Genomic DNA, 23,386 nt, shown 5'->3' with positions numbered 1-23,386 from the left:
GGGCTTCGTGATGGAGCGAACCGCGCCTCAGGGTGCATGTTCCCCGCCGATCCAGGTGCCGAGCACGCTCAGATCGGGGGAGAGCGCGACGAGGTCGGCGGCGTAGCCCGGGGCGATCCGGCCGAGGCGGGTCTCGAGCCCGAGGAAGCGGGCGGGGGTCAGCGAGGCCATGCTCAGGGCCTCTTCGAGCGAGGCGCCGCCGCGGGTGCTCATGTGGCGCACGGCCTGCGCCAGGGTGATCGCGGCGCCGGCCAGCGTCCCGTCCGCTCCGGTGAGGCGGTCACCCGAGAGCGTGATGCGGCGGCCGAACAGGGTGAAGGCGCCCTCCCCGCGCGGGTCGCCGGCCGGACGGCCCACGGGGGGCATCGCGTCGCTCACCAGCATCAGCCGCTCGCGGCCCTTGAGGCGAAGCGCCAGACGAAGCTGCGCGTCGCCGACATGGTGGCCGTCGGCGATGATCCCGGCGAAGGCGTGCCCCTCGGCGAGCGCAAGGCCGACCGCGCCCGGCGCCCGGGGCCCCATCTGCGACATGGCGTTGAACAGGTGGGTGAAGCCGGCCAGCCCCTCATCGAGCGCGGCCTCGATCGCCGGGCCGTCATCCGCCGTGTGCCCGGCGCAGACCCGGACGCCGCGGGCGACGAGATCGGCCACCGCGCCCGGCGGCACCCGCTCGGGCGCCAGCGTCACCAGGGTGAGGCCGCGCGCGCCGAGCCCGCTCAGCAGGTCCGCGTCGCCCGGCCCGAACTCCGCGATCCGCGCGGGATCGTGGATGCCGATGCGCGCGGGGCTGAGGAACGGCCCTTCGAGATGGATGCCGAGGATGCCGGGTACGCCGGCGCGAATCGCCGCGGCGACGCCCTCGATCGCGGCGGCGATCGCGCTCCGCGTGTCGGTGATGAGGGTCGGCAGCAGCGCGGTGGTGCCGCCCCGGCGGTGCGCCGCCGCGATGCGGGCGATCCCCGCCACGCTCGCATCGTCGTTGAGGAGCACGCCACCTCCGCCGTTGACCTGCAGGTCGACGAAGCCCGGCGCCAGGATCGCGCCCGCGGCCAAGCGGGTGACGGGCAGGCCTGCGGGCGGCTCGGCGGCGAGGTCGGCGATCCGCCCCTCGCGCAGGACCACGACGCGGTCGGACAGGAAGCGCTCGCCGTCGAAGACGCGCTCGGCGGCAATCGCGTGATGGTTCCGGAATTCCAAAGGGATCATCCCTTTGGCGGGGCGCCGGGGTGGAACCCCGGCATCCCTCCGGGGCTCCGCCCTGGACCCGCGAAGGGGCTCGCCCTTTCGAAACCCCCGACATCTCCCATCACAGCGTCTCCGTGACCTTGGTGAGGCCGGCGGGGGCGTCCGGGTCGAGGCCGCGGCGGCGCGCCTCCGCCTCGATGGCGCGGTAGGCCGGCACCAGCATGGCGATGGGATCGCAGGCGGGATGCCCGTCGTCGAGCCAGGGTAGGGTGCCGAGCGGCCCGCCGCAGGCCTGCACGCGCAGGCCGTCGCCGGAGAGGTCGCGCACGAGCGCGTCGACGCCCTCGGCCAGCGGGTCGGCCTGGCGCAGAGCCAGAACCGGGGTGGCGGCGGAAACGGAGGCGCGCGGGCCGTGGCGCAGCTCCGCCGCGGAATAGCCCAGCGCCGGCAGGCGCAGGGTCTCGGCGAGCTTGAGCGCGATCTCCCGCACCGGGCCGAGCCCGTGGCCGCGCCCGGTCACGAAGGCGGCCGGCGCCCCGCGCAGATCCGCGCTCCAGGCCGACCAGTCGAGGGCCAACGCCGCGAAGAGGCGCTCGGGGAAGGCCGCGAGCCCCTCCCGGAGCGCCCGGTCGCCGGCCCATTCCGCCACCAGGGCCGCGCCCGCGACCAGGGAGTTCGTCACCGTCTTGGTCGCGGCCACCGCCCGTTCCGGCCCGGCAAGGATCGGCAGGACGAGGTCGCTCGCCGCGGCCGCGGGCGAATCGGGGTCGTTGACGAGCGCGAGGGTGAGCGCCCCGCCGGCCCGTGCCGCCCGCGTCGCCGCCACGAGATCGGGCGAGCGGCCCGATTGCGAGACCACGACGAAGAGCGCGCCCGCGATCCTCGGCGGGCGGTCGTAGCCCGTCACCACCGAGGGCGCCGCCGCCGAGACGGGCAGGCCGAGCCGGGTCTCGACGAGGTAGCGCAGGTGGACGCCGGCATGGCCCGAACTGCCCCGCCCGCACACCACCACGAAGGGAAATCTCTTGTCGCGCAGCGTGGCCCCGATCCGCGCCGCCTCCCCGGCCGCCAGCACGGCGTCCGCCGCGGCGGGGATCTCGGCGATCTCGCGCTCCATGAAGGTCGTCATGCCGGCCCCGCCTCGTTCAGCGCCCGGCGCAGGTTGCCGTCGTGGCGCAGGAGCAGGTCCGCGGCCCGCGCCGGGCTGGCCCCGCCCGCGATCAGCACCGCGCGCTTGATCTCGCCCTCCGCCCGGCCCAGGGCCTCGGCGGCGGCCTCCGCATGGCAGCCAGCGAGTTCGGCGACCATGGCCACGCCCCGGGCGCGCAGCTTCCGGTTGGTCGCGCGCATCGCCACCATCCGGCCGCGATAGACCCGGCCGAGTCGGATCATCAGCAGGGTCGAGAACAGGTTGAGGATCACCTTCTGGGCGGTGCCCGCCTTCATGCGGGTGGAGCCCGCCAGCACCTCCGCCCCGGTCACGGCGAGGATGCCATGGGCCGCCTCGCGCAGGATCGGCGCGGCGGGATTGTTGCTGATTCCGACGGTGACGGCGGCCCGCGCGCGGGCCGCCTTGAGGGCTTCGACCGTGAACGGCGTGGTGCCGCTGGCGGCCAGCCCCACCACCACGTCGCGGGCGCCGAGCCCGGCCCGCGCGACCCAGGCCGCACCGTCGGCGCCCGAATCCTCGGCATTCTCCACGGCGCGCAGCAGGGCGCCCTCCCCGCCGGCGATGGCGAAGCCGAGCTGCGCCTCCGGCCAGTCGAAGGTCGGCGGCAATTCCGCCCCGTCCTGCACGCCGATCCGGGCCGAGGTGCCCGCCCCGACATAGACGAGCCGCCCGCCCTCGCGCAGGCCCGGCTCGGCGGCCCGGGCCGCGGCCTCGATCGCCGGCAGGGCCGGCCCCACGGCGGCGACCGCCGCGAGCTGGCCCTCCCAGAGCGCCTGGAGGATGTCGGGCCCGGCCCAGGCGTCGAGATCGACGTAGCGGGCGCTGGCGTCCTCGGTCCTCATGCCCTTCTCGTCCGACATCCGCTCATCCGTGTCCGGCCCCTTCCGCTCGAGCCCCCGCCTCTTCGAAAGAGGTCACCCCCGGCCCGGTTCCGCGGGGAGCGGAAAACCGTGGCCGGAACACGGGCGCGCCGGATCAGGGATCGGTTGGCCGGGACCGGCGTTCGGTTGGCGCGTGCGCGGTGCAGCGCAAGGGAGAGGGCGTGAGCGAGGGGCAGATCCGACGGCGGCCGGGCGGGCCGTCCATCGAGGAGGAGCCGGCGCGGTCGCAAACCTTGCGCCTGCTCACCTACAACATCCGCCATTGCCGCGGCACCGACGGCCAGGTGGCGCCGGAGCGGGTGGCGCGGGTGATCGCCGCGACGCGGGCCGACATCGTCGCGCTGCAGGAGGTCGATGTCGGGCGCAAGCGCACCGGCGGCCTCGATCAGGCGGAGGAGATCGCCCGGCTCGTCGGCATGGACCCGCATTTCCACCCCGCCCTGCACATCGAGGAGGAGCGCTACGGCGATGCCCTGCTCACCCACCTCCCCTCGCGGCTGCGCCGGGCGGATGCCCTGCCCGGCCTCGTCCGGCGCCCCGGCCTGGAGCCGCGGGGGGCGCTCTGGGTCGAGATCACCGTGGGCACGGCGCGGCTCCAGGTCGTCACCACGCATTTCGGCCTGCTGGGGGCGGAGCGCGTCGCCCAGGCCGAGGCCCTGCTCGGGCCGGACTGGCTCGGCGATCCGGCCTGCCGGGAGCCGGTGGTGCTGCTCGGCGATTTCAACGCCACTGGCTGGTCGCGGGCCTACCGCCGCCTGAGCCGGCACCTCACCGATGCCCGGAGGCTCGTCGGCCCCGAGCGGCGGCAGGGCCGCGCGACTTTCCCGAGCCGCTTTCCCCTGCTGCGCATCGACCATGTCTTCGTGAGCGCCGGCATCGCGGTCGAGCGCATGCGCGTCGTGAACGATCCGCCGACGCGGCTGGCCTCGGACCACCTTCCGATCCTGGCCGAGATCCGGATCGAACCGGGTTGAGCCCAGGGCCGGAGCCGCGCATGGTGTCACTCCGGGCCGCCCCGGCGGAGGCCCGGGGCAGGAAGAGGACGCGGCTCCGAGAGATGACGATCATCCCAAAACACCTCACCGCGCTGGGGCTGGGCGCCCTCGCCCTCCTCGCGGTCGATCCGGCCCGCGCCGAGCCGCCGCGGATCGCCGTGGTCGCGACCGGCGGCACCATCGCCATGAAGCTCGATCCCACCACCCACGCGCCGGTCCCGGCCCTGTCGGGCGAGGATCTCGTCGCGGCGGTGCCGAAGCTCAAGGACATCGCCACCATCGAGGTGACCGAGTTCAGCAACGTACCGAGCGACTATATGGGCCCGGACCGCTGGCCCGCCCTGTCCCAGCGGATCGACGCGTTGCTGGCCGATCCCGGCATCCGCGGGGCGATCGTCCTGCACGGCACCGACACCCTCGACCAGACCGCCTACTTCCTCGACCTGACGCTCAAGAGCGACAAGCCGGTGGTGCTGGTGGGGGCCCAGCGCAACGCCTCCGACGCGGATGCGGACGGCCCGCGCAACCTCCTGAACGCGGCGCGCCAGATCCTGGCCGACGGCGCGGCGGGCCAGGGCGTGACGGTGACGCTCAACCACCGCATCAACGCGGCGCGCGAGGTGCGCAAGACGCACACGAGCAACGTCGAGACCTTCAACTCGGGCGATGCCGGGATCCTGGGCACCGTGGACGAGGACCGCGTGGTGTTCGGCCGCCGCTCCCTGCGGCGCCAGACCCTGCCGCTGCCCGAGCGCATGCCGCGGGTCGATCTCGTGGCGATGTATGCCGGCGCGGACGGCTCCCAGGTGCGGCACGCCGCCGGGAGCGGGGCCGAGGCGATCGTGGTCGAGGCCTATGGCTGGGGCAACGTCAACGCCGAGATGCACGACGCCATCGCCGAGGCGATCGCCAAGGGCGTGCCGGTGATCGTGGCGACCAAGGTCTATGACGGCCGGGCCCTGCCGGTCTACGGCTTCAAGGGCGGCGGCAGCACCCTGCGCAAGGCCGGCGCGGTCTTCGCGGGCGACCTCACCCCGGACAAGGCGCGCATCCTCGCCCTGCTCGCCCTCTCGGCGGGCAAGGATCAGGCGAGCCTGCAGCGCGTCTTCGACAAGTAGGCGCGCCGCCGGCGGCTGAAGGGGGCATCTCGAGCGAGTGCCGCCTTCTACCATCGTCGCGAGCGTCAGCGAAGCGATCCAGCGGCGCGACATCTCCGGATCGTGCGAAGCGCGGGATGGCTTCGCCTCGCGATGATGGGAGAGGATGCGAGCCGATCAGGCAGATCGCGCGGATCAGGAAGCGCCCAGGGCCTCACCCCGCGAGGCCGGCTCGAACGCCGAAAAATCCCCGCTCCCGGCGCGGCGCAGGACCGCCCGGCGGCGCCAGGGGCGCCACGCGTCGGCGAGGCTCGCCGGGTCGCCGAGATGGAAGGCCTCGACGAGGCGGGCGACGGGGCCGCGGCGGGAGGGGACGATCGGGCAGAGCCGCGAGCCCGGCATCAGGTCGGAGTCGAGCGCCGCGCGCAGGGAGCCGCGCGCCTCCACGGCCTGGGCGAACACCTCGGGCGGGCAGCCGCCGTGATGGGCGAGCAGCCCGTAGAGCAGCCGGCGCAGGGCGGCGCGGCCCCGGACATCGTCCGCGGGCACCTCCAGCGCGAGGTCGCACTCGGTGTCGTAGCCGAAGGAGCGGTTGTTGAGGTTGGTCGAGCCGACCCGGAGCAGGCGCTCGTCGATGATCGCCACCTTGGAATGGACGAGGATCGGCCGGCCCTTCTGCGTGTGCGGCGCCACGATCCGCAGGCGCCCGTGACGGTCGGCGCGGCGCAAGCCCACGATCAGGCCGCGGCGGGCGCCGTCCATGGTCAGGCGGTCGAAGCCGCTCGGGCTGCGCTCCGAGAGCACGATCACGATCTCCGGCCCCTCGGGCTCCCTGAGCCGGTCGGCCAGGGCCCGCGCCACGACGGGCGAGGTCAGGTACTGGTTCTCCAGGTAGATAAAGCGCTGCGCCCCGCGGATCGCGGCGAGGGTGAGCGCGGCGCTCTCGGTGACCGCCGGGCGCCCGGCCAGCGGCGGATCGGTGCGCGAGACCGCCACCGTCGCGTCGGTGAGGTGCGGCGCGAGGGTTTCGGGCCAGGGATCGTGTTCCGGATCGGCAGCTGCGGCGCCGTCCGGGGCGATGCTCTCGCCGGTGGCCCGGCGCCAGCGCTCGCGGGCGAGCTCGGCGAGCGCCCCGGCGGCGGGGCCGTCGACCAGCATCATCACGTCGTGGCGCGGCGGGTAGTCCTCGCCGGAGGGCAGGCGGCGGCGGGGATCGCGGTCGCGGTGGGCGGGGGTGTCCCAGCGGTTCACCTCGAAGTCGCTGCCGCCGCAGAAGGCGATCGCATCGTCGATCACCAGGATCTTCTGGTGCTGGCAGGCGCCGAAGGGCAGCGTGCCGTCGATGCGGAAGTCGATCTCCGGCCCGAGGCTCTCGCGCACCGTCTGCGGAGTGTGGTCGTTGCCGGCCGAGATCGGCCAGGGCATGTCCCAGATCAGGATGCGGATGGCGAGATCCGGCCGCTCGGCCTTCAGGGCGCGCAGCAGCTCGGCCAGGGTCTGGCCCGCCTCCGGGTCGGAGGCCGCTGGCAGCAGGCGCACCCGCGGGTCGAAGCTCCAGCCGATCAGGGTGACGTGGCGGCGCGCCCGCAGGAGCGCGGCCCGGGCGGCGGCGAAGTAGGCGGCGCCGTCGTGGAGCACGGCGACGCGCCCCGCCCGCTCCCGCCGCCAGCAGGTCAGCCCCGGCTGCAGCCAGGTCTGCGCCGGCGCCGGTTGCCGGCCCTCGGACACGCCCTGCCCGCCCGCGAAATCCATCCTCATGCGCCCGCGCCAGCCTTTCCCGTCTCGAGCCTGCCCACCGGCTTGCCCGCCGCCTCGCCCGACCCCTTCTTGCCCACCGGCTTGCCCGCTTCGAGCTTGGCCCGCACCCGCCGCCGGGTCAGCTCCACCGCCGCCACGGTGGCGACGAGCCCGAGGCCGAGGGTGATCCAATGGGTCGGCTCGTCGCTGCCCGCGTGGCGGCCGATCACCCCGAGATAGACGCAGACCACCGTGCCCGGCAGCATGCCGATCACCGTCGAGACGAGATAGGCGCCCGCGCCGACCTCCGTCACCCCGAGGGCGTAGTTCTGCGCGTTGAACGGCACGAAGGGGCTCAGCCGCATCAGGGTCATGAGCCGCCAGCCGCCGTCGCCCACCGCCTCGACGGTGGCCTTGAGCTTGGGCCGGCGCTCGATGAGCGCGCGCACCCGGTCCCGGAACAGGTGGCGCGCCGCCGCGAAGGCGAGCCAGGAGCCCAGCGTCGCGGCCAGCAGCACCACCGGCATCACCGCCCAGCCGAAGGCCACGGCGCCGGCGATGGTCAGCGGCGTGCCCGGGATGACGAGGAGCGTCGCGACGAAGAACAGCACGCCGAAGGCGAAGAGCCCGTAGGGACCGAGGCCGTTGGCCCAGGCGGAGAAGGCACGCAGCCAATTCTCGATCGGCAGGAAGTGCCACGCCGCCACCGCGAGGGCGGCCGCCGCGGCCATGGCCGCCCAGCTCCCGATCGATCGGGTTGCGGCCGACCCGGCTCCCCTGCCCCCCTCGGGTTCGGCTCTACTGGATTCAGCTCGCTCGGACTCGGCTTGGGCCGACGGGCTGGCCGAGCGGCGGGTGATGTCCATCGAAGGCTCGGGCGCGAAGGGGACGGAAGGCGTTTGCCGGACGCGAGCGCAAACCGCCGGCCGGCCCATCCGTTCCCGGGAAGCGTCGCCGTTCTGCACCGGAAGGGCGGTGCACCCCGGCGGCACGGTCCCGGAGCGAGGGCCGGGCGCTCCGTCCTCGACCGGTTCCGCCCCTACCAGTCCCGGTCGAGCCGCGCCGCGATCCGGCTCGGGCGCGCGCCGGCGAGAGCGCGTTCGAGGGAGGCCAGCGCTTGGCGGGCCTTACCCAGGCGGGGGCTGCGCCAGCGGCACGCGGCGCCGCGCGCGGGGATCACCGCCTCGCCGAGACGATCCCCGGCCGCGACGAGGCGGTCGACCGCCCGCCGGATCGGCGGCGTCTCCTCGGTCAGCACGCAGAGGTCGGAGAGATGGTTGCGCAGGGCGTGCAGCTCGTTACGGCCGCCGCCCTCCCCCGCCAACGCGGCGAGCGTGCCGTCCATGGCGACGAGCAGCCCGACGAGCGGTTCCGGCACCGAACGCGCCGCGCCCAGCCCTGCCGGGCCGGTGGAAACATCTCCTGCAGGCCCCTGCATGGCGGCTCCGCTCGCTCGATGGCGGACGGCGCGGATGCGCCGCGATCCTCGATTCCAGCCGGCGCGACGGGCGCCGGTCTCCCGGGCACAAAGACCGGCACGGCCGCGGCAGATCCCTCCCGCGCCCGAATCGGTGGAAAACAGTCTTGCCTCGATATGAATCCGAAGCAAGCACAACTGCGAATACTCTGTGTCGGCCATCGCTTGCGCGATTCCGCCCATCGGAAATCACTTTTCCATGAGGCTCCCGCCAGCCCTTGCTTGCCCCGTCCCGTGCGCGGAGCCGCAAGGCGTCCCGCCCGCCTACCGCGCGGGGTTCGGGCGGCGCAGAGCGTAGACGAGGGCGCCGGCGCTCATCAGCGCCAGGGCGTACCATGTCAGCGCGTAGACGAGGTGCGTGTTGGGGAAGGCCACGACCGTGAGGCCGCCGACCGGCAGGCCGCCGGGATTGGGCGCGGCATCGGCATCCACGAAGTAGGGTGCGACGGCGCCCTCCGGCTCGCGCTCCCGGTCGAGCCCTCTGGCGGCGGCGATGGCTGCGACGTCGCGGGAGAACCAGCGCTCGGCCCCCGGATCGTTCGCGCGCAGGAAGCCGCCGCCGGGCTCGGACAGGCGCAGCAGGCCGGTCACCGTCACCCTGCCCTCCGGCTCGCCCGCCGCGCGGGCGGCGCGGGTGCGAGCCTCGCCCGGCACGAAGCCGCGGTTGACGAGGACGGTGACGCCGCGATCCGTGACCAGCGGCACGAGCACCCAGAAGCCGGCGCCGCGCTCGGTGAGCGCCTGGACGAGGGTCGCCCGGTCATGGAGGAAGCGGCCCGTCAGCCGGACCCGGCGATACTCGGCGGAGGCCGCGGTGAGGCCGGGCCATTCCTGCGGCCCCGGTGCGGCGACGGGCTCGGCGTGGATGCGGGCGTCCACGCGGGCGATCAGGTCGAGCTTCCAGACCCGGCGCTCAAGCTGCCAGGTGCCCAGCGCGAGGAACACGCCCGTGACGGCGAACCCCGCCAGCACCAGCAGGATCCGGGCGAGGAGCGAGCGTCCCCGCCCGGGGATGGAGGGGTCGGGCGAGGGGTCAGGGGGCGTGGCGCATGTCCTCGACGGAGGTCGGCATCATGTTGGTGTTCAGGTGGTGCATGACCCAGATCGAGCCGCACAGCGTGATGACCACGATGGTGATCGTGAAGATCAGCGCCAGGAAGGTCCAGCCGCCCTCCGACTTCGTGTTCATGTGCAGGAAGTAGATCATGTGGACCACGATCTGCACCACGGCCAGTCCGAGGACGACGACGCTCGTGACGAGCTTGTCGCCGAGAACGTCGCCCATCACCAGCCAGAACGGGATCGCGGTCAGGATGACGGACAGGACGAAGCCCGTCACGTAGTCCTTGAACGAGCCGTGGCCGTGGGCGTCCTGCCCGTGACCATGCGCATGGCCATGGCCGTGGTCGTCGGCGTGCGCTGCCCCGCTCATTGCAGGACTCCCATCAGGTAAACGAAGGTGAAGACGCCGATCCAGATGACGTCGAGGAAGTGCCAGAACATCGACAGGCACATCAGCCGGCGCTGGTTCTCGGCGATCAGCCCGCGCTGGCGCACCTGGATCATCAGGATCACGAGCCAGATGATGCCGAAGGTGACGTGCAGGCCGTGGGTTCCGACCAGGGTGTAGAACGAGGACAGGAAGGCGCTGCGCTGGGGCGTGGCGCCCTCGTGGATCAGGTGCGCGAACTCGTAGAGTTCGAGCCCGACGAAGGCCGCGCCGAACAGGCCGGTCACCGCGAGCCAGAGCTGCGTCCGGGCGATGTTGTCCTTGGCCATCTCCAGCATGGCGAAGCCGTAGGTGATGGAGGAGAACAGCAGCATCGACGTGTTCACCGCCACCAGGGACAGGTCGAACAGGTCCTTGGGGGCGGGCCCGGCCGCGTAGTTGCGGCCGAGCACGGCGTAGGTGGCGAACAGCACCGCGAAGATGAGGCAGTCGCTCATCAGGTAGATCCAGAAGCCGAGCATCGTGCTCCCTTCCGGGTGATGCTCGCCTTCGAGGTCGAGGAAGACGGGCGCGTCCGCGCCGTCGCCCAGGCTTTGAGTCGCGTGAGATGCCATGGTGCTCAGGCCCGTACCGCCGCCAGCGCCTCGGTCCGCTGCGCCTCGGTGCGGGCGACCGTGTCGGCGGGGATGTAGAAGTCGCGGTCGTAGTTGAAGGTGTGGACGATCGAGACGACGAGCGTCGCCGCGAAGGCAAGCGCCGCCAGCCACCAGATGTACCAGATCATCGCGAAGGAGAAGGCGATGCTGATGACGCCCAGGATCACGCCGGTGGCGGTGTTCTTGGGCATGTGGATCGGCTTGTAGCCGGTCATCGGCCGCTGGAAGCCGCGGGCCTTCATCTCCCACCACGCGTCGAGGCCGCGCACCACGGGCGTGAAGGCGAAGTTGTAGTCCGGCGGCGGCGAGGAGGTGGCCCATTCGAGCGTCCGGCCGCCCCAGGGATCGCCGGTCACGTCGCGCAGCGCCTCGCGGTTTTTGATCGAGACGGCGAACTGCACGATCATCGCCCCGATGCCCAGCGCGATCAGGCCCGCACCGAGGGCGGCGACGACGAACCACGGCTGCAGGGAGGTGTCCTCGAAGTGCTGGACGCGGCGGGTGACGCCCATGAGCCCCAGCACGTAGAGCGGCATGAAGGCGACGTAGAAGCCGATCGTCCAGAACCAGAAGCTGACCTTGCCCCAGAACTCGTCGAGCTTGAAGCCGAAGGCCTTCGGGAACCAGTAGTTCACGCCGGCGAACATGCCGAACAGCACGCCGCCGATGATCACGTTGTGGAAGTGCGCGATCAGGAACAGCGAGTTGTGCAGCACGAAGTCGGCCGGGGGCACGGCGAGCAGCACGCCGGTCATGCCGCCGATGGTGAAGGTGACCATGAAGCTCACCGTCCAGAGCATCGGCACGTCGAAGCGGATCCGGCCGCGATACATCGTGAACAGCCAGTTGAAGATCTTGGCGCCCGTCGGGATCGAGATGATCATCGTCGTGAGGCCGAAGAACGAGTTCACGTTGGCGCCCGAGCCCATCGTGAAGAAGTGGTGCAGCCACACGAGGTAGGAGAGGATCGTGATGACGACGGTCGCGTAGACCATCGAGGTGTAGCCGAACAGGCGCTTGCCGGAGAAGGTCGAGGTCACCTCGGAGAAGATGCCGAAGGCGGGCAGGATGAGGATGTAGACCTCCGGATGGCCCCAGATCCAGATGAGGTTGAAGTACATCATCGGGTTGCCGCCGAGGTCGTTCGTGAAGAAGTGCGTGCCGACGTAGCGGTCGAGGGTCAGCAGCGCGAGAACGGCGGCGAGGATCGGGAAGGCGGCGACGATGAGCACGTTGGTGCACAGCGAGGTCCAGGTGAAGATCGGCATCTTCATCATGGACAGGCCCGGCGCGCGCATCTTCACGATGGTCGCGATCAGGTTGATGCCCGAGAGCGTCGTGCCGATGCCCGCGATCTGCAGGCCCCAGATGTAGTAGTCGACGCCGACCCCCGGGCTCATGTCGGCCCCCGAGAGCGGCGGGTAGGCGAGCCAGCCGGTGCGGGCGAACTCGCCGATGAAGAGCGAGATCATCACGGTGACGGCGCCGGAGACCGTCATCCAGAAGGAGAAGTTGTTGAGGAAGGGGAAGGCGACGTCGCGCGCGCCGATCTGCAGCGGCACGACGTAGTTCATCAGGCCCGTGACGAAGGGCATCGCCACGAAGAAGATCATGATCACGCCGTGGGCGGTGAAGATCTGGTCGTAGTGGTGCGGCGGCAGGTAGCCCTCGTTGGCGCCGAAGGCGATCGCCTGCTGCGAGCGCATCAGCAGCGCGTCGGCAAAGCCCCGCAGCAGCATCACGAGCGCCAGCACGACGTACATGATGCCGATCTTCTTGTGATCGACCGAGGTCAGCCAGTCGCGCCAGAGCGGACCCCAGAAGCGGAAATAGGTGATCGTGGCGAGCACGGCGATGCCGGCCACCACGACGCCTGCGAAGGTGACTTGCAGGATCGGCTCGTGGAACGGGATGTCCTCGAGGGTGAGGCGCCCGAACAGGAGCTTCTGCAGATCCGGGTTTGAGAACATGGGTCGAACTCGTCCGTGAATCCGGGGCGGCGACGGATCAGTTGTTGGTCTGGTCGGGGGCAGTGCGGCCCTGGCCGCTGCCCTCGTGGGTCTTGTCGGCGTCGGGCGTTTCGCTCTTCGGCGCGCGGTGCGAGGCGGGCGTGGTCGCGCCCGGCGCCTCGTCGCCCCGCTCCGTGTGGCGGTTGTCGTACTGGAGCCGCGCGGCGTTCTCGCGGCTGTCCTTGCCGGCGCCGCCCTTGGCGTCGATCGTCATCATCTCGCGCATGCACATCTTGCCGGGCACGGCGCACATGTTGACGATCGAGCCGAACAGGCCGTCGGTGAAGGAGCCGTAATAGGTGACGGGCACCCGCTCGCTCGGGCGCTCCAGTTCCAGATAGGCATCGCGGGTCAGTTCCGAACCCTGCTGCTTCACTTTGGCGACCCACTGGTCGAAGCCGTCGCCGTCGAGCCCGTGGAACTTGAACGTCATGCGCGAGAAGCCGGTGCCGCTGTAGTGCGAGGACAGGCCGTCGAACGCGCCCGCCCGGTTGATCACCGCGTGGAGCTTCGTCTCCATGCCGGGCATGGCGTAGATCATGCCGGCCAGAGCCGGGATGTAGAAGGCGTTCATCACCGAGGAGGCGGTGATCTTGAAGGTGATCGGCCGGTTCACCGGCGCGGCCAGCTCGTTGACGGTGGCGATGTTGTATTCGGGAATGAAGAACAGCCACTTCCAGTCGAGGGCGACGACCTGCACCTCCAGCGGCTTCACGTCCGCCGCCACCGGCTTGCCCGGCTCGATGCGCGAGAGCGGCCGGAACGGGTCGAGGGTGTGGGTGCTGATCCAGGTCAGCGCGCCGAGCGCGATGATGATCATCAGCGGCGCAGTCCAGATCACCACCTCGAGCCCGGTCGAGTGGTCCCAGTCGGGGTCGTGGCGGGCTTGCGTGTTCGAGGCGCGGTAGCGCCACGCGAACAGCAGGGTCAGCGCGATCACCGGCACGATGATGAGCAGCATCAGCCCCGTCGAGGCCAGGACGAGGTTGCGCTGCTGCATGGCGATGTCGCCGGAGGGCTGCATCACCACGAGGTTGCAGCCGGCGAGAAGCCCGAACAGGGGCAGCAGGACGAGGCCCCGCAGGAGCCGGGAGGCGGAGCGGATCGGGGAGCGTGCCACGGAAGGGGCCGCAGCGCGGGAGAGCGCGCGTGCCTTTGGCGGACGGAGGGCGGTCATGGCCACGAATCTTCGTTCCATCGCAAGGGCCGCGCGGGTCTCGTCCCGCGCGGCGACGGTTCGGGTCTCCTCCCGCGGGTGCCCCCGCGGAGCGGACACATCACATCTGACGCATCTCGGAACGGTCGAGATACAGCGCGAGCAGCGTCGCCAGGGCGCCCGACAGCAGGTAGACGCCGACCATGGCCAGCCCGTAGGCCGTCGAGAGGTACAGCACCACCAGCGGCGCGAACCCCGCGCCGAACAGCCAGGCGAGGTCCGAGGTCAGAGCCGCGCCGGTATAGCGGTAGCGCGCCCCGAGCCGCGAGGTCACGGCACCCGCGGTCTGGCCGTAGGACAGACCGAGCAGCATGAAGCCGATATTGACGTAGATCGTCTGGCCGATGGCGTTCTCGCCGAAGATCAGCGGCGCCAGGATGCTGCCGCAGGCGAACACGGCGATGAGCCCGGCGCTGATGATGAGCAGGTTGCGCCGCCCGATCTGGTCGGCGATCAGGCCCGAGGCGGCCACCGCGCCGGCGCAGATGATGGCGCCGGAGAACTGCACCATCAGGAAGTCGCCCGCCGAGCGCTCGCTCGACAGGGCGAGCCAGGCGATCGGGAAGATCGTCACGAGGTGGAACAGGGCGAAGCTCGCCAGCGGCACGAAGGCGCCGATCCACACGTCGAGGGCGTGGTGGCGGGCGAGATCGACGATGCCGACCGGCTCCAGGCGCCCCTTGTCGAGGAGCCGGGTGAATTCCGGAGTGGCGACGAGGCGCAGGCGCGCGAACAGGGCCACGACGTTGATGGTGAAGGCGCAGAAGAACGGGAAGCGCCAGCCCCAGTCGATGAAGTCTTCCGGCGTGAGGTTGACGGAGAAGAACGCGAACAGGGCGCTCGCCACCATGAAGCCGATGGGCGCGCCGAGCTGCGGGATCATCGCGTACCAGCCGCGGCGCTCCCGGGGAGCGTTGAGGGCGAGCAGGGAGGCCATGCCGTCCCAGGCGCCGCCGAGCGCGAAGCCCTGCGCGACCCGCAGCACCGCGAGCAGCTCGATGGCGACGACGCCGATCGAGTTGTAGCTCGGCAGGAAGCTGATCGCCGCGGTGGAGCCGCCGAGCAGGAACAGGGCGGCGGTGAGCTTCACCCCGCGCCCGTGCCGCTTGTGCACCCACATGAAGAAGATCGACCCGAGCGGGCGGGCGACGAAGGCCAGCGCGAAGATGGCGAAGGCGTAGAGCGTGCCCATGAGGGGATCGGCGAAGGGGAAGAACACCTTCGGGAACACCAGCACCGAGGCGATGCCGAACACGAAGAAGTCGAAATATTCCGAGGCCCGGCCGATCACCACGCCGAGCGCGATGTCGTTGGGACTGACGTCGTGGTGGCTCATGGCCACCTGCGCGTCCCGCTCCAGGGGATGGGAATTGGCCGTGGCGTGGTCGGTGGTCATCGCGGGCAGCCGGCTCGACTGAGGGTGCATCGAAGCCGCCACCTTGGCGCGGCGTTCGGCACGTGCCTAGCGGATGGGCTTACATCCGCAAAGAGTATTTGGCGTCGCAACAGGCGGCACAGGCCGGCCATGCAACGAAAGCAGATCTGACGCGTTCGCCCGGGATATAAAGCATTGTGTTGCGCACGGAATGCATGATGTCGCCAAGCCGCAAGATTGGACAGCGACGCGTCCGTGCAGGGCGCGAATCTCGCTCGCGCCCTGCGGGCAGCATCAGGGAGACGCGCGGCCGGCTCAGTGCCCTCCGGCCGGCTCCCGCCGCGGCGCCTTGATCCGGTACCAGCCGACATAGAGCGCGGGCAGGAACAGCAGCGTCAGCAGGGTCGCCGCGAGGATGCCGCCGATCATGGCGTAGGCCATCGGGCCCCAGAACACCTCGCGGGCGATCGGGATCAGGCCGAGGCTGGCGGCTGCGGCCGTGAGCAGGATCGGCCGCATGCGGTGGCGCGTGGCCTCGACCACGGCGTCCCAGGGCTCCATCCCCTCGGCCTCGCATTCCTCGATCTGGCTCACGAGGATCACCGCGTTGCGCACGATGATGCCGATCAGCGCCAGGATGCCGAGGATCGCCACGAAGCCCATCGGCTTGTCGAAGAGCAGCAGGGCCGGGACCACGCCGATCAGGCCGAGCGGCGCGACGGAGAACACCAGGAACAGCTTCTGGAAGCTCTGGAGCTGGATCATCAGGAAGAAGGCCATGGCCAGCAGCATCACCGGCACCACGGCGGCGATCGGCCCCTGACCCTTGCCCGCCTCCTCGACCGCGCCGCCGGTGGCCAGGGTGTAGCCCTCCGGCAGCGCCTTGACGTAGGCGTCGATGGCGGGCTGGAGCGCGGCGACCACGGTGGGCGGCTGGGTCGCGTCGGTGATGGTGGCGCGCACCGTCAGCGTCGGCACCCGGTCGCGGCGCCAGACGATCGGCTGCTCCAGATCGTAGTCGATCCGGGCAAAGGCCAGGATCGGCACGACCGAGCCGTTGGAAAGGGCGACCTGAAGGCTCTGGAGCGTGTCGAGGGAGGTGCGCTCCACGGTGCGGGCGCGCCCCACCACGTTCACGAGGTAGATCGAATCGCGCACCTGCGTGATCGCCTGACCGCCCACGACGCCGTTGAGGATGCCGGCGATGTCCTGGCTGGTGACGCCGAGCTGGCGCGCCTTGTCCTGCAGGATCTCGACGCGCAGCACCTTGCCCGGCTCGTTCCAGTCGAAGGTCGGCACGGCCAGCCGCTTGTCGCTCGCCACCACGTCGGCGAGCTTGAGCCCGAGCCGGCGCACCTCCTGCACGTCGGGTCCCGAGAGGCGGTACTGGATCGGGCGGCCCACGGGCGGGCCGAGATTGAGCGGCTGCACCAGCACGTCGGTGCCGACGAAATCGTGCCGGCCGACCTTCTGCAGCCGTGCGACGACCCCGTCGCGGACCTCCAGGGACCGCGTGACGATCACGATCTGGCCGAAGAAGGCGTTGGCGAGTTGCTGGTCGAGCGGCAGGTAGAAGCGCACCGCGCCCTGGCCGACGTAGGAGGACCAGCGCTCGATGTCGGGATCGTCCTTCAGATGCGCCTCGAAGCGGTCCATCTGCGCCCGGGTCTCGGCGATGGTGGCGTTCTGCGGCAGCGTCAGGTCGACGAGCACCTCGGAGCGGTCGGAGGAGGGGAAGAACTGCTGCTGCACGTGCCCCATCCCGACGACAGCCAGCCCCATCAGGACGACGCAGGCGACGACGGTGATCCAGCGCAGCCGCATCGCCACCCGCAAGCTCGCCATGAAGGCGCGGGTGAACAGGCCCTGCCGCTCCGCATGATGCTTCATGGTCTTCGGCAGGATGGTCACGCCGAGCAGCGGCGCGAACAGCACCGCGACCACCCAGGAGACCAGCAGCGAGGCGGCGATGACGACGAAGAGCGAGTAGGTGTACTCGCCCGCCGAGGAGCCGTTGAAGCCGATCGGCAGAAAGCCCGCCACGGTCACCAGGGTGCCGGTGAGCATCGGGAAGGCGGTGGAGGTGTAGGCGAAGGTCGCCGCCTTCTTGAGGTTGTCGCCGAGTTCGAGCCGCGCCACCATCATCTCGACGGTGATCATCGCGTCGTCGACCAGCAGCCCCAGGGCGATGATGAGGGCGCCCAGCGAGATGCGCTGGAGCGTGACGCCCATCACCTGCATGACCACGAAGACGATGGCGAGCACGAGCGGGATCGAGATCGCCACCACGAGCCCGGCGCGCAGCCCCAAGCTGACGAAGCTCACGACCAGCACGATCACGACCGCCTCGACCAGGGCCTTGGTGAAGCCGCCGACCGCCTCCTCGACGATCTTGGGCTGGTCGGAGACGAGGTGGATGCCGACGCCGATCGGCAGCTTGCCCTCGATGACGCGCATGCGCTCCTTGAGGTCTTCGCCGAACTTCAGGAGGTTGGCGTTGGGACGCATGGCGATGGCGAGCCCGATGGCCGGCCGGCCGCCGACGCGGAACATCGCGGCGGGCGGGTCCTCGTAGCCGCGGGAGATCTCGGCCACGTCCGCGAGGCGGAAGAAGCGGTCGTTGAAGCGGAGATTCACGTTGCGCAGCGAGTCCTCGGAGGAGAACTGGCCGCTCACCCGCAGGGAGACCCGCTCCGGCCCCGCCTGGACCACGCCCGAGGCGGCCACCGCGTTCTGCGATTGCAGCGCCCGGATCAGCGCCTGGATGTCGATGCCGTAGCCCGCGAGCTTGCGGGTGGAGAAGTCGAGATAGATCGTCTCGCCCTGCACGCCCATCAGCAGGGTCTTGCCGATATTGGGCACCTTGAGCACCTCGGTGCGCACGCCCTCGACGTAGTCGCGCAATTGCCGGTGGGTCAGGCCGTCGGCGGTGAAGGCGTAGACGTTGCCGTAGACGTCGCCGAACTCGTCGTTGAAGGACGGCCCCCTTACGCCCTCGGGGAAGGTGTGCCCGATGTCGCCCAGGCGCTTCCTCACTTGGTAGAAGGCGGGCTGGATCTCCTCCTTCTTCGTCGTGTCGCGGAACTGGACGAACACCGTCGCTTGGCCCGGCGTGGTGTAGCTCCTGACGTAGTCGAGGGCGTTGATCTGCTGGAGTTCCTTCTCGATCCGGTCGGTGACCTGATCGAGGGTGTCCTTGATCGTGGCACCGGGCCAGCTCGCCTGGACCACCATGGTCTTGATGGCAAACGGCGGGTCCTCCTCGCGGCCGAGCCGCGAATAGGCCATCACCCCGGCCACCAGGCAGACGAGCATCAGGAACCAGACCAGCGAACGGTGGCCGAGCGCCCAGTCGGAAAGGTTGAAATCCTTCACGCGCGAAACCTCTCGCAGAACCTGCCGTTCAGGGCCGGTCGTCGGCCAGCCGCACGGATTGGCCGTCGCGCAGGGAGTGGACGCCCGCCACCACGACCCGCTCGCCGGGCTTCAGCCCCGCGCGCACGGCGATGCGCCCGTCCCCGTCCGGCCCGCCCTCGGCGAGGGTGACGTCGCGGCGCTCGACGCGCCGCTCGCCGCCCGTCTCGCCCGCCCCCGGCACGATCCAGACCGAGCGGCGCCCGTCGGCCTCGAGCAGTGCGGTGGCGGGCAGGTTGATGCGGGCCTCGGTGCGGCGCTCCAGGGAGACGGTGATGGTCGCGCCGAGCCGGAAGGCGGGGCCGGGCTCCTCCAGCGTCAGGCGCACGCGGCGGGTGCGGGTGCCGGATTCGGCGAAGGGGGCGACCTCGCGCACCCGGCCCCGCGCGGTGATCTCCGGCGCGCTCTGGAGCACCACCGTGAACAGCCCGTCTTTCGGCATGGCGCCGGCCAGCGTCTCGGGGATGTCGACCACGGCCTCACGGGTCTCGGGCCGGGCCAGCGTCACGATCCCCTGCCCCGGGCTCACCACCTGCCCGATCTCGGCGAGCCGCTGGGTGACGACGCCGTCGAAATCGGCGTGCAGCTCGGTATAGCCGATCTGGTCGCGGGCCTTCTGCAGGCTGGCGCCGGCCTGGGCGAGGCGGGCTTGGGCGGTGTCGCGCCGGGCCACCGCCCCGTCGAGCTGGGCCTGGGCCACGTTGCCGCCCTCGATCAGGCGCCGGGTGCGCGCCTCGGTGGCCGTCGCGTTCTCGGCCTGAGCCTTCGCGTCGGCGAGTTCCGCCTCGGCCCGGCTGAGATCGAAGCGCGAGACGATCGGGTCGAGGGCGGCGAGCCGCTGGCCTCGTCTGACGACGTCGCCGACGGTGACGTCGCGCGCCACCACGCGGCCGCCGATCTGGAAGCCGAGCTGGGACTGGTAGCGCGGCTCGACCGTGCCGGCGAAGGGGCCGAAGACCTCGCTGTCGGTGGGCTTGGCGAGCGTGGTCAGCACCGGCCGCACGGGGGGCGGGGGGGCCTCCTGCGCGGGCTGGCAGGCCGCCAGAACGGGGGCGAGCACAAGGGCGAGGACAGGTGCGAGGATGTGGGCGGAAGCGCCCGGAACGGCCGCAGGCCTCATCGTCCACCCTCCCCTTGCGCGGCCAGGGCGACCCGCTGGCCGGGACGCAGGAACTGGATGCCGGCCACCACCACGTTCTCGCCGGGCTCGACGCCGCCCCTGAGCACGATGTCGTTGGAGCCGTAGCGGTCGATCTCGATCGTCCGGATCGAGACGGTGCGCGCGGCGGAATCGTAGATCCACACCGCCGGCCGGTCGTCGGAGCGGTAGAGCGCCGACCAGGGCAGCACCACCGCCTCGCGGGAGGCGAACCGGCCCCGGCCGATCACCACGGCGCCGAGCGACATGGCGGGCGGCGTGTGCTCGAGCCCGACCTTGACCCGCACGGTGCCGCTCGACGCATCCACGGTCGGCGAGATCTCGCGCACGGAGCCCGTCGCCCCCACCGCGAGGTCGGATTGGAGCGTGACGTGGATCGTCTTGTCGCCGGGCGGGTTGGCGGTCAGGGCCTCGTAGACGTTGAACACCGCGTCCCGCGGCCCGTCCTGGGCGAGCACCATCACCGCTTGGCCCGCCTGCACCACCTGTCCCACCTCGAAGGTCCGGCTCAGCACGATGCCGGGCACGCCCGCGCGCAGCTCGGTGTAGGAGAGCTGCTCCTCGGCGGTTCCGAGCGCCGCCTTGGCGGAATCGACCGCGGCCTGGGAGGTGCGCAGCTGCTGCTCGGCGTTGTCGTAGGACGGACGCGTGGTGTAGCCGCCGCTGATGAGCTGCTTCTGACGCTCGAAGGTGACCTTGGCCTGGGTGAGCTGCGCCTCCGCCGAGACGAGGGCGGCGCGGGCGTTGTCGAGGTTGGCCCGCTGCACCAGCGGCTCCAGCACGGCGAGCACTTGGTCGGCCGTGACGTGGTCGCCGACCTCGACAAGGCGCTCGGCGACCTTGCCGTTGGTGCGGAAAGCGACGTTGGTCTGGGCCTGGGCCTGAATGTCGCCGGTCAGCACCACGTCCGAGGCGACCGGACCCTTGCGCGCCTCGCGCACCCGCACCAGCACCACGGAGGGGTCGTCCGCCTCCGGCAGGGCGGCCGGGGCCTCGGCGCGCACCGCCGAAAGGGCCTGCGCGCCCGCCGGCCGGCTCAAGGGCAGAGCGGTCAGAACGGCGGCGCCCGAGACGGCCGCCAGGGCGGCGGAGAGGAGAACGGCGGGACGGAGCCGTGAGAACATCGGCCGAGGTTCCGGACAACGGGGCGAGGCACGCGGCTTTGGCGCAGCGGGCGGCTTTCGCGGCGCAGGCCTATCGCGTATCTTACCGACCGTCCAGACGGTATTTTTCTGTATCGGCGCGGCGGTGCGCCGGACCCGCCGGAGAAATCCCCCGTCTCGTCAGGAACTTAGAGTATCGTCCCGAAAGGTGGCCGCCGGCTTTCGGAAAAAGACAATGTTCTCGCGCACCACCTCGGATCTTGTATCCAGACACTGGGCCGGAAGCGGCGTTTCGGGAGCGTTCATGTCGCAGAAGACGCGCAGCCGGCGCGACGACCGTGCAGAGGTGATTCTCGACGCGGCCGGTGCGGTGCTGCTCCGGGGCGGAGCGCGGGGGCTGACCATCGACGCCGTGGCCGCCGAAGCGGGCCTGAGCAAGGGCGGCGTGCTGCACCATTACGGCTCGAAGGACGCGCTGATCCTCGCCCTCGTCGCGCGCAAGCTCGCGGATCTGCGCGCCGGCATCGCCGCCTGCGAGGCCGAGCAGCCGCCAGGGCCGTCGGGGCTCGCGCTGGGCATGATTACCCATCTGCGCCGCAGCTACTGCGAGGACGACGACTTCACCCGCGCCCTCCTGCTCGCCTCGGCCGAGAATCCGGAGGCGCTGGCCGGCTACCGCGCCTTCGTGGCCGAGCGGCTGGAGCGGTTCGACGCCGCGCGGGGGGCGCCGGGCGTCGGGGCGGCCCTGTTCTTCGCGATCCTCGGCGTCGTGATGGGACGCACGCTCGGCTTCCACAATCTCGACGCGGCGGAGATCGAGCCGCTTCTGAGCGCCCTGGAGCGCGCGGCCCGGGATCTCGACTGACGCCGCGCGGCACGCGGCCCAAGCCGGTTGTACACAAGATTGTGATGGAAAATTCAGTCCGGCCGCGTCGTCAGAGGAGCCGAATCGGGGCAACAAATGTTCGATCAGCGTGATTTCGTGCGTCGTGGGACGTGATCGAATCGGCTGGATCGTGCATGACGCGCCTCCGCCGCCCTCGACAGGCTCGGATCGGGAAGGACGATGCCAACGAACGACGCCGATGCCATCGCCGAGGCTGCCACGCTCTGCGCGGCCGCCCGGGCGAAGCTTCCGGCCTCGGGCTTCCACCGGCTCCGCGTCCTGCTCGACATGATCCTGGTCGATCTCACCCGCGAACGACCGGCCTCGCAGGGCAACGCCCCGCCCCCCGGCCCGGCGGAGGAGCCGGACCGCCGCTGAGGGCCGGCCCCCGGGTCGTTGCCGTCCGGATCAGCCGTCGTCGATCTGGCAGACGAGCCGGATCGTCATGACGCTGTCCCCGTTCCCGTTGCGCACCGTCAGGACCAGGGTGCAGTCCTGGCTGTCCTCGGCTTCGGCGGCCATCAGCGCGGTCATGACGCGCAGGGCCTCCCGGCGCAGAGCCAGGGGCTCCCGGATCTCGCGGCCCACCTCATCCTTCAGATCGGTGCCGTCGTTGATGTCGAAGAAGTAACGCGGCATCACGCAAGCGCCGTGAGAGGTGGTGGTCAGCCCCGACCGAAGACGGGCCTCTTCGTGACGTGGTCCCTGCCCGCTCGGCGCGGATCAGAGGCACACCCCACAGATCAACGCGCGCTCGACAAGACCGGTTTCGGCCGTGGATGCCCCAGCATACAGCCGCGATGCCCTCCTTGGGAGAACCGAGCGGGCACAGAATCTGTTCAATGCGCGAGAATCTTCGACAAAAACTGCTGAGCCCGCTCGCTGCGGGGCCGGTCGAAGAAGGTGTCCTTGCGGTCGTCCTCGACGATCTCGCCGCGATCCATGAACACCACCCGGTCGGCCACCTTGCGGGCGAAGCCCATCTCGTGGGTCACGACCATCATCGTCATGCCCTCGCGGGCGAGTTCGACCATCACGTCGAGCACCTCGCCGACCATTTCCGGGTCGAGCGCCGAGGTCGGCTCGTCGAACAGCATCACGATCGGGTCCATGGCGAGCGCCCGGGCGATGGCCACCCGCTGCTGCTGGCCGCCCGAGAGCTGGCCCGGATATTTCCGCGCATGCGCCGAGAGCCCGACCCGGTCGAGCAGTTCGAGGCCGCGCCGGGCCGCCTCGGCCCGCGGGCGCCCGAGCACCTTGCGCTGGGCCAGCGTGAGGTTGTCGGTCACGCTCAGGTGCGGGAACAGCTCGAAATGCTGGAACACCATGCCGACCCGGGCGCGCAGCCGCGGCAGGTTGGTGGCTCGGTCCCGGACCCGGGTGCCGTCGACCGTGATCTGCCCCTCCTGGAACGGCTCCAGGGCGTTCACGCATTTGAGCAGCGTGGACTTTCCCGAACCCGAGGGACCGCAGACCACCACCACCTCGCCCCGCGCCACCGCCGTGGTGCAGCCGGTCAGGACCCGGAGGTCGCCGTACCATTTCGAGACCGACTCGATGGCGATCATGGTTCCG

General features: G+C 71.1%; 21 protein-coding genes. 4 read left to right on the top strand and 17 right to left on the bottom strand.

What is annotated here, in order from left to right:
* Window positions 1-27: 27 nt before the first annotated feature.
* From nagA to ACPCJR_RS08020, 3 genes are all read right to left on the bottom strand, one after another.
* The gene (gene nagA, locus ACPCJR_RS08030; RefSeq protein WP_391511234.1) at window positions 28-1,206 is read right to left on the bottom strand and encodes an N-acetylglucosamine-6-phosphate deacetylase; all 1,179 of its coding nucleotides are present in this window, start codon (window positions 1,204-1,206) and stop codon (window positions 28-30) included.
* Window positions 1,207-1,306: 100 nt separating this feature from the next.
* A complete protein-coding gene (locus tag ACPCJR_RS08025) occupies window positions 1,307-2,314 on the bottom strand; it encodes an SIS domain-containing protein (RefSeq protein WP_391511235.1) in 1,008 nt (335 codons plus the stop codon).
* The gene (locus tag ACPCJR_RS08020; protein ID WP_391511236.1) at window positions 2,311-3,216 is read right to left on the bottom strand and encodes an N-acetylmuramic acid 6-phosphate etherase; all 906 of its coding nucleotides are present in this window, start codon (window positions 3,214-3,216) and stop codon (window positions 2,311-2,313) included. The genes ACPCJR_RS08025 and ACPCJR_RS08020 overlap by 4 nt, the downstream gene beginning before the upstream one ends.
* Before the next feature lie 197 nt (window positions 3,217-3,413).
* Here ACPCJR_RS08020 and ACPCJR_RS08015 point away from each other — a divergent pair, with 197 nt between their 5' ends.
* Entirely contained in the window at window positions 3,414-4,211 is a 798-nt protein-coding gene (locus ACPCJR_RS08015) for an endonuclease/exonuclease/phosphatase family protein (RefSeq protein WP_391511641.1), read from the top strand.
* Window positions 4,212-4,294: 83 nt separating this feature from the next.
* Window positions 4,295-5,350, top strand: coding sequence for an asparaginase (locus ACPCJR_RS08010; protein ID WP_391511237.1), 1,056 nt, complete (start codon window positions 4,295-4,297; stop codon window positions 5,348-5,350).
* Between the two features lie 174 nt (window positions 5,351-5,524).
* Here ACPCJR_RS08010 and ACPCJR_RS08005 read toward each other — a convergent pair whose 3' ends face one another.
* From ACPCJR_RS08005 to ACPCJR_RS07950, 12 genes are all read right to left on the bottom strand, one after another.
* Window positions 5,525-7,087, bottom strand: a complete 1,563-nt coding sequence (locus tag ACPCJR_RS08005) for a phospholipase D-like domain-containing protein (protein WP_391511238.1) — start codon at window positions 7,085-7,087, stop codon at window positions 5,525-5,527.
* A complete protein-coding gene (locus ACPCJR_RS08000) occupies window positions 7,084-7,797 on the bottom strand; it encodes a TVP38/TMEM64 family protein (protein WP_391511239.1) in 714 nt (237 codons plus the stop codon). Before ACPCJR_RS08000 ends, ACPCJR_RS08005 begins: the two co-directional genes overlap by 4 nt.
* 308 nt (window positions 7,798-8,105) lie before the next feature.
* Window positions 8,106-8,504 carry a hypothetical protein gene (locus ACPCJR_RS07995; RefSeq protein ID WP_391511240.1) on the bottom strand — a complete coding sequence of 133 codons (399 nt, stop codon included), beginning with the start codon at window positions 8,502-8,504 and terminating at the stop codon, window positions 8,106-8,108.
* A 303-nt stretch (window positions 8,505-8,807) separates the two neighbouring features.
* Complete coding sequence (locus ACPCJR_RS07990) at window positions 8,808-9,512, bottom strand: SURF1 family protein (RefSeq protein ID WP_391511642.1); 705 nt, start codon at window positions 9,510-9,512, stop codon at window positions 8,808-8,810.
* A gap of 64 nt (window positions 9,513-9,576) precedes the next feature.
* Entirely contained in the window at window positions 9,577-9,975 is a 399-nt protein-coding gene (cyoD, locus tag ACPCJR_RS07985; protein ID WP_391511241.1) for a cytochrome o ubiquinol oxidase subunit IV, read from the bottom strand.
* A complete protein-coding gene (cyoC, locus tag ACPCJR_RS07980; protein WP_391511242.1) occupies window positions 9,972-10,607 on the bottom strand; it encodes a cytochrome o ubiquinol oxidase subunit III in 636 nt (211 codons plus the stop codon). Before cyoC ends, cyoD begins: the two co-directional genes overlap by 4 nt.
* 5 nt (window positions 10,608-10,612) lie before the next feature.
* Entirely contained in the window at window positions 10,613-12,619 is a 2,007-nt protein-coding gene (gene cyoB / locus ACPCJR_RS07975; RefSeq protein ID WP_391511243.1) for a cytochrome o ubiquinol oxidase subunit I, read from the bottom strand.
* Window positions 12,620-12,656: 37 nt separating this feature from the next.
* Window positions 12,657-13,856 carry a ubiquinol oxidase subunit II gene (cyoA, locus tag ACPCJR_RS07970; RefSeq protein ID WP_391511244.1) on the bottom strand — a complete coding sequence of 400 codons (1,200 nt, stop codon included), beginning with the start codon at window positions 13,854-13,856 and terminating at the stop codon, window positions 12,657-12,659.
* 79 nt (window positions 13,857-13,935) lie between these two features.
* A complete protein-coding gene (locus ACPCJR_RS07965; RefSeq protein ID WP_391511643.1) occupies window positions 13,936-15,270 on the bottom strand; it encodes an MFS transporter in 1,335 nt (444 codons plus the stop codon).
* Window positions 15,271-15,564: 294 nt separating this feature from the next.
* Window positions 15,565-18,624, bottom strand: coding sequence for an efflux RND transporter permease subunit (locus ACPCJR_RS07960; RefSeq protein ID WP_391511245.1), 3,060 nt, complete (start codon window positions 18,622-18,624; stop codon window positions 15,565-15,567).
* 28 nt (window positions 18,625-18,652) lie between these two features.
* On the bottom strand, window positions 18,653-19,783 hold the full coding sequence (locus ACPCJR_RS07955; RefSeq protein WP_391511246.1) for an efflux RND transporter periplasmic adaptor subunit: 1,131 nt from the start codon (window positions 19,781-19,783) through the stop codon (window positions 18,653-18,655).
* Window positions 19,780-20,946 (bottom strand): efflux RND transporter periplasmic adaptor subunit, encoded by a 1,167-nt coding sequence (locus ACPCJR_RS07950; protein WP_391511247.1) that lies wholly within the window; start codon window positions 20,944-20,946, stop codon window positions 19,780-19,782. Before ACPCJR_RS07950 ends, ACPCJR_RS07955 begins: the two co-directional genes overlap by 4 nt.
* Before the next feature lie 283 nt (window positions 20,947-21,229).
* On the opposite strand from ACPCJR_RS07950, the gene ACPCJR_RS07945 reads away from it, so the two are divergent.
* Together ACPCJR_RS07945 and ACPCJR_RS07940 are read left to right on the top strand one after the other, a co-directional pair.
* Window positions 21,230-21,790, top strand: a complete 561-nt coding sequence (locus ACPCJR_RS07945; protein WP_391511248.1) for a TetR/AcrR family transcriptional regulator — start codon at window positions 21,230-21,232, stop codon at window positions 21,788-21,790.
* Window positions 21,791-21,991: 201 nt separating this feature from the next.
* Window positions 21,992-22,189, top strand: coding sequence for a hypothetical protein (locus ACPCJR_RS07940; protein ID WP_391511249.1), 198 nt, complete (start codon window positions 21,992-21,994; stop codon window positions 22,187-22,189).
* 30 nt (window positions 22,190-22,219) lie between these two features.
* Here ACPCJR_RS07940 and ACPCJR_RS07935 read toward each other — a convergent pair whose 3' ends face one another.
* Together ACPCJR_RS07935 and ACPCJR_RS07930 are read right to left on the bottom strand one after the other, a co-directional pair.
* The gene (locus ACPCJR_RS07935) at window positions 22,220-22,450 is read right to left on the bottom strand and encodes a DUF6894 family protein (protein WP_110352322.1); all 231 of its coding nucleotides are present in this window, start codon (window positions 22,448-22,450) and stop codon (window positions 22,220-22,222) included.
* Between the two features lie 200 nt (window positions 22,451-22,650).
* Window positions 22,651-23,379, bottom strand: a complete 729-nt coding sequence (locus tag ACPCJR_RS07930) for an amino acid ABC transporter ATP-binding protein (protein WP_391511644.1) — start codon at window positions 23,377-23,379, stop codon at window positions 22,651-22,653.
* Window positions 23,380-23,386: the final 7 nt, after the last annotated feature.

It is taken from the genome of Methylobacterium sp. NPDC097929 (genome assembly GCF_049543375.1).
GTDB lineage: Bacteria > Pseudomonadota > Alphaproteobacteria > Rhizobiales > Beijerinckiaceae > Methylobacterium.
This window is presented reverse-complemented; position numbering and strand designations above follow the sequence as displayed.

Coding starts and splice junctions, on each gene's coding strand:
- ACPCJR_RS07935 (WP_110352322.1), bottom strand. CDS start 22,450: ATGCCGCGTTACTTCTTCGACATCAACGACGGCACCGATCTGAAGGAT.
- ACPCJR_RS08020 (WP_391511236.1), bottom strand. CDS start 3,216: ATGTCGGACGAGAAGGGCATGAGGACCGAGGACGCCAGCGCCCGCTAC.
- ACPCJR_RS07995 (WP_391511240.1), bottom strand. CDS start 8,504: ATGCAGGGGCCTGCAGGAGATGTTTCCACCGGCCCGGCAGGGCTGGGC.
- ACPCJR_RS07930 (WP_391511644.1), bottom strand. CDS start 23,379: ATGATCGCCATCGAGTCGGTCTCGAAATGGTACGGCGACCTCCGGGTC.
- cyoC (WP_391511242.1), bottom strand. CDS start 10,607: ATGGCATCTCACGCGACTCAAAGCCTGGGCGACGGCGCGGACGCGCCC.
- ACPCJR_RS07950 (WP_391511247.1), bottom strand. CDS start 20,946: ATGTTCTCACGGCTCCGTCCCGCCGTTCTCCTCTCCGCCGCCCTGGCG.
- ACPCJR_RS08000 (WP_391511239.1), bottom strand. CDS start 7,797: ATGGCCGCGGCGGCCGCCCTCGCGGTGGCGGCGTGGCACTTCCTGCCG.
- ACPCJR_RS07945 (WP_391511248.1), top strand. CDS start 21,230: ATGTCGCAGAAGACGCGCAGCCGGCGCGACGACCGTGCAGAGGTGATT.
- ACPCJR_RS08025 (WP_391511235.1), bottom strand. CDS start 2,314: ATGACGACCTTCATGGAGCGCGAGATCGCCGAGATCCCCGCCGCGGCG.
- ACPCJR_RS07965 (WP_391511643.1), bottom strand. CDS start 15,270: ATGACCACCGACCACGCCACGGCCAATTCCCATCCCCTGGAGCGGGAC.
- cyoA (WP_391511244.1), bottom strand. CDS start 13,856: ATGGAACGAAGATTCGTGGCCATGACCGCCCTCCGTCCGCCAAAGGCA.
- ACPCJR_RS08010 (WP_391511237.1), top strand. CDS start 4,295: ATGACGATCATCCCAAAACACCTCACCGCGCTGGGGCTGGGCGCCCTC.
- cyoB (WP_391511243.1), bottom strand. CDS start 12,619: ATGTTCTCAAACCCGGATCTGCAGAAGCTCCTGTTCGGGCGCCTCACC.
- ACPCJR_RS07955 (WP_391511246.1), bottom strand. CDS start 19,783: ATGAGGCCTGCGGCCGTTCCGGGCGCTTCCGCCCACATCCTCGCACCT.
- nagA (WP_391511234.1), bottom strand. CDS start 1,206: ATGATCCCTTTGGAATTCCGGAACCATCACGCGATTGCCGCCGAGCGC.
- ACPCJR_RS07940 (WP_391511249.1), top strand. CDS start 21,992: ATGCCAACGAACGACGCCGATGCCATCGCCGAGGCTGCCACGCTCTGC.
- ACPCJR_RS08005 (WP_391511238.1), bottom strand. CDS start 7,087: ATGAGGATGGATTTCGCGGGCGGGCAGGGCGTGTCCGAGGGCCGGCAA.
- cyoD (WP_391511241.1), bottom strand. CDS start 9,975: ATGAGCGGGGCAGCGCACGCCGACGACCACGGCCATGGCCATGCGCAT.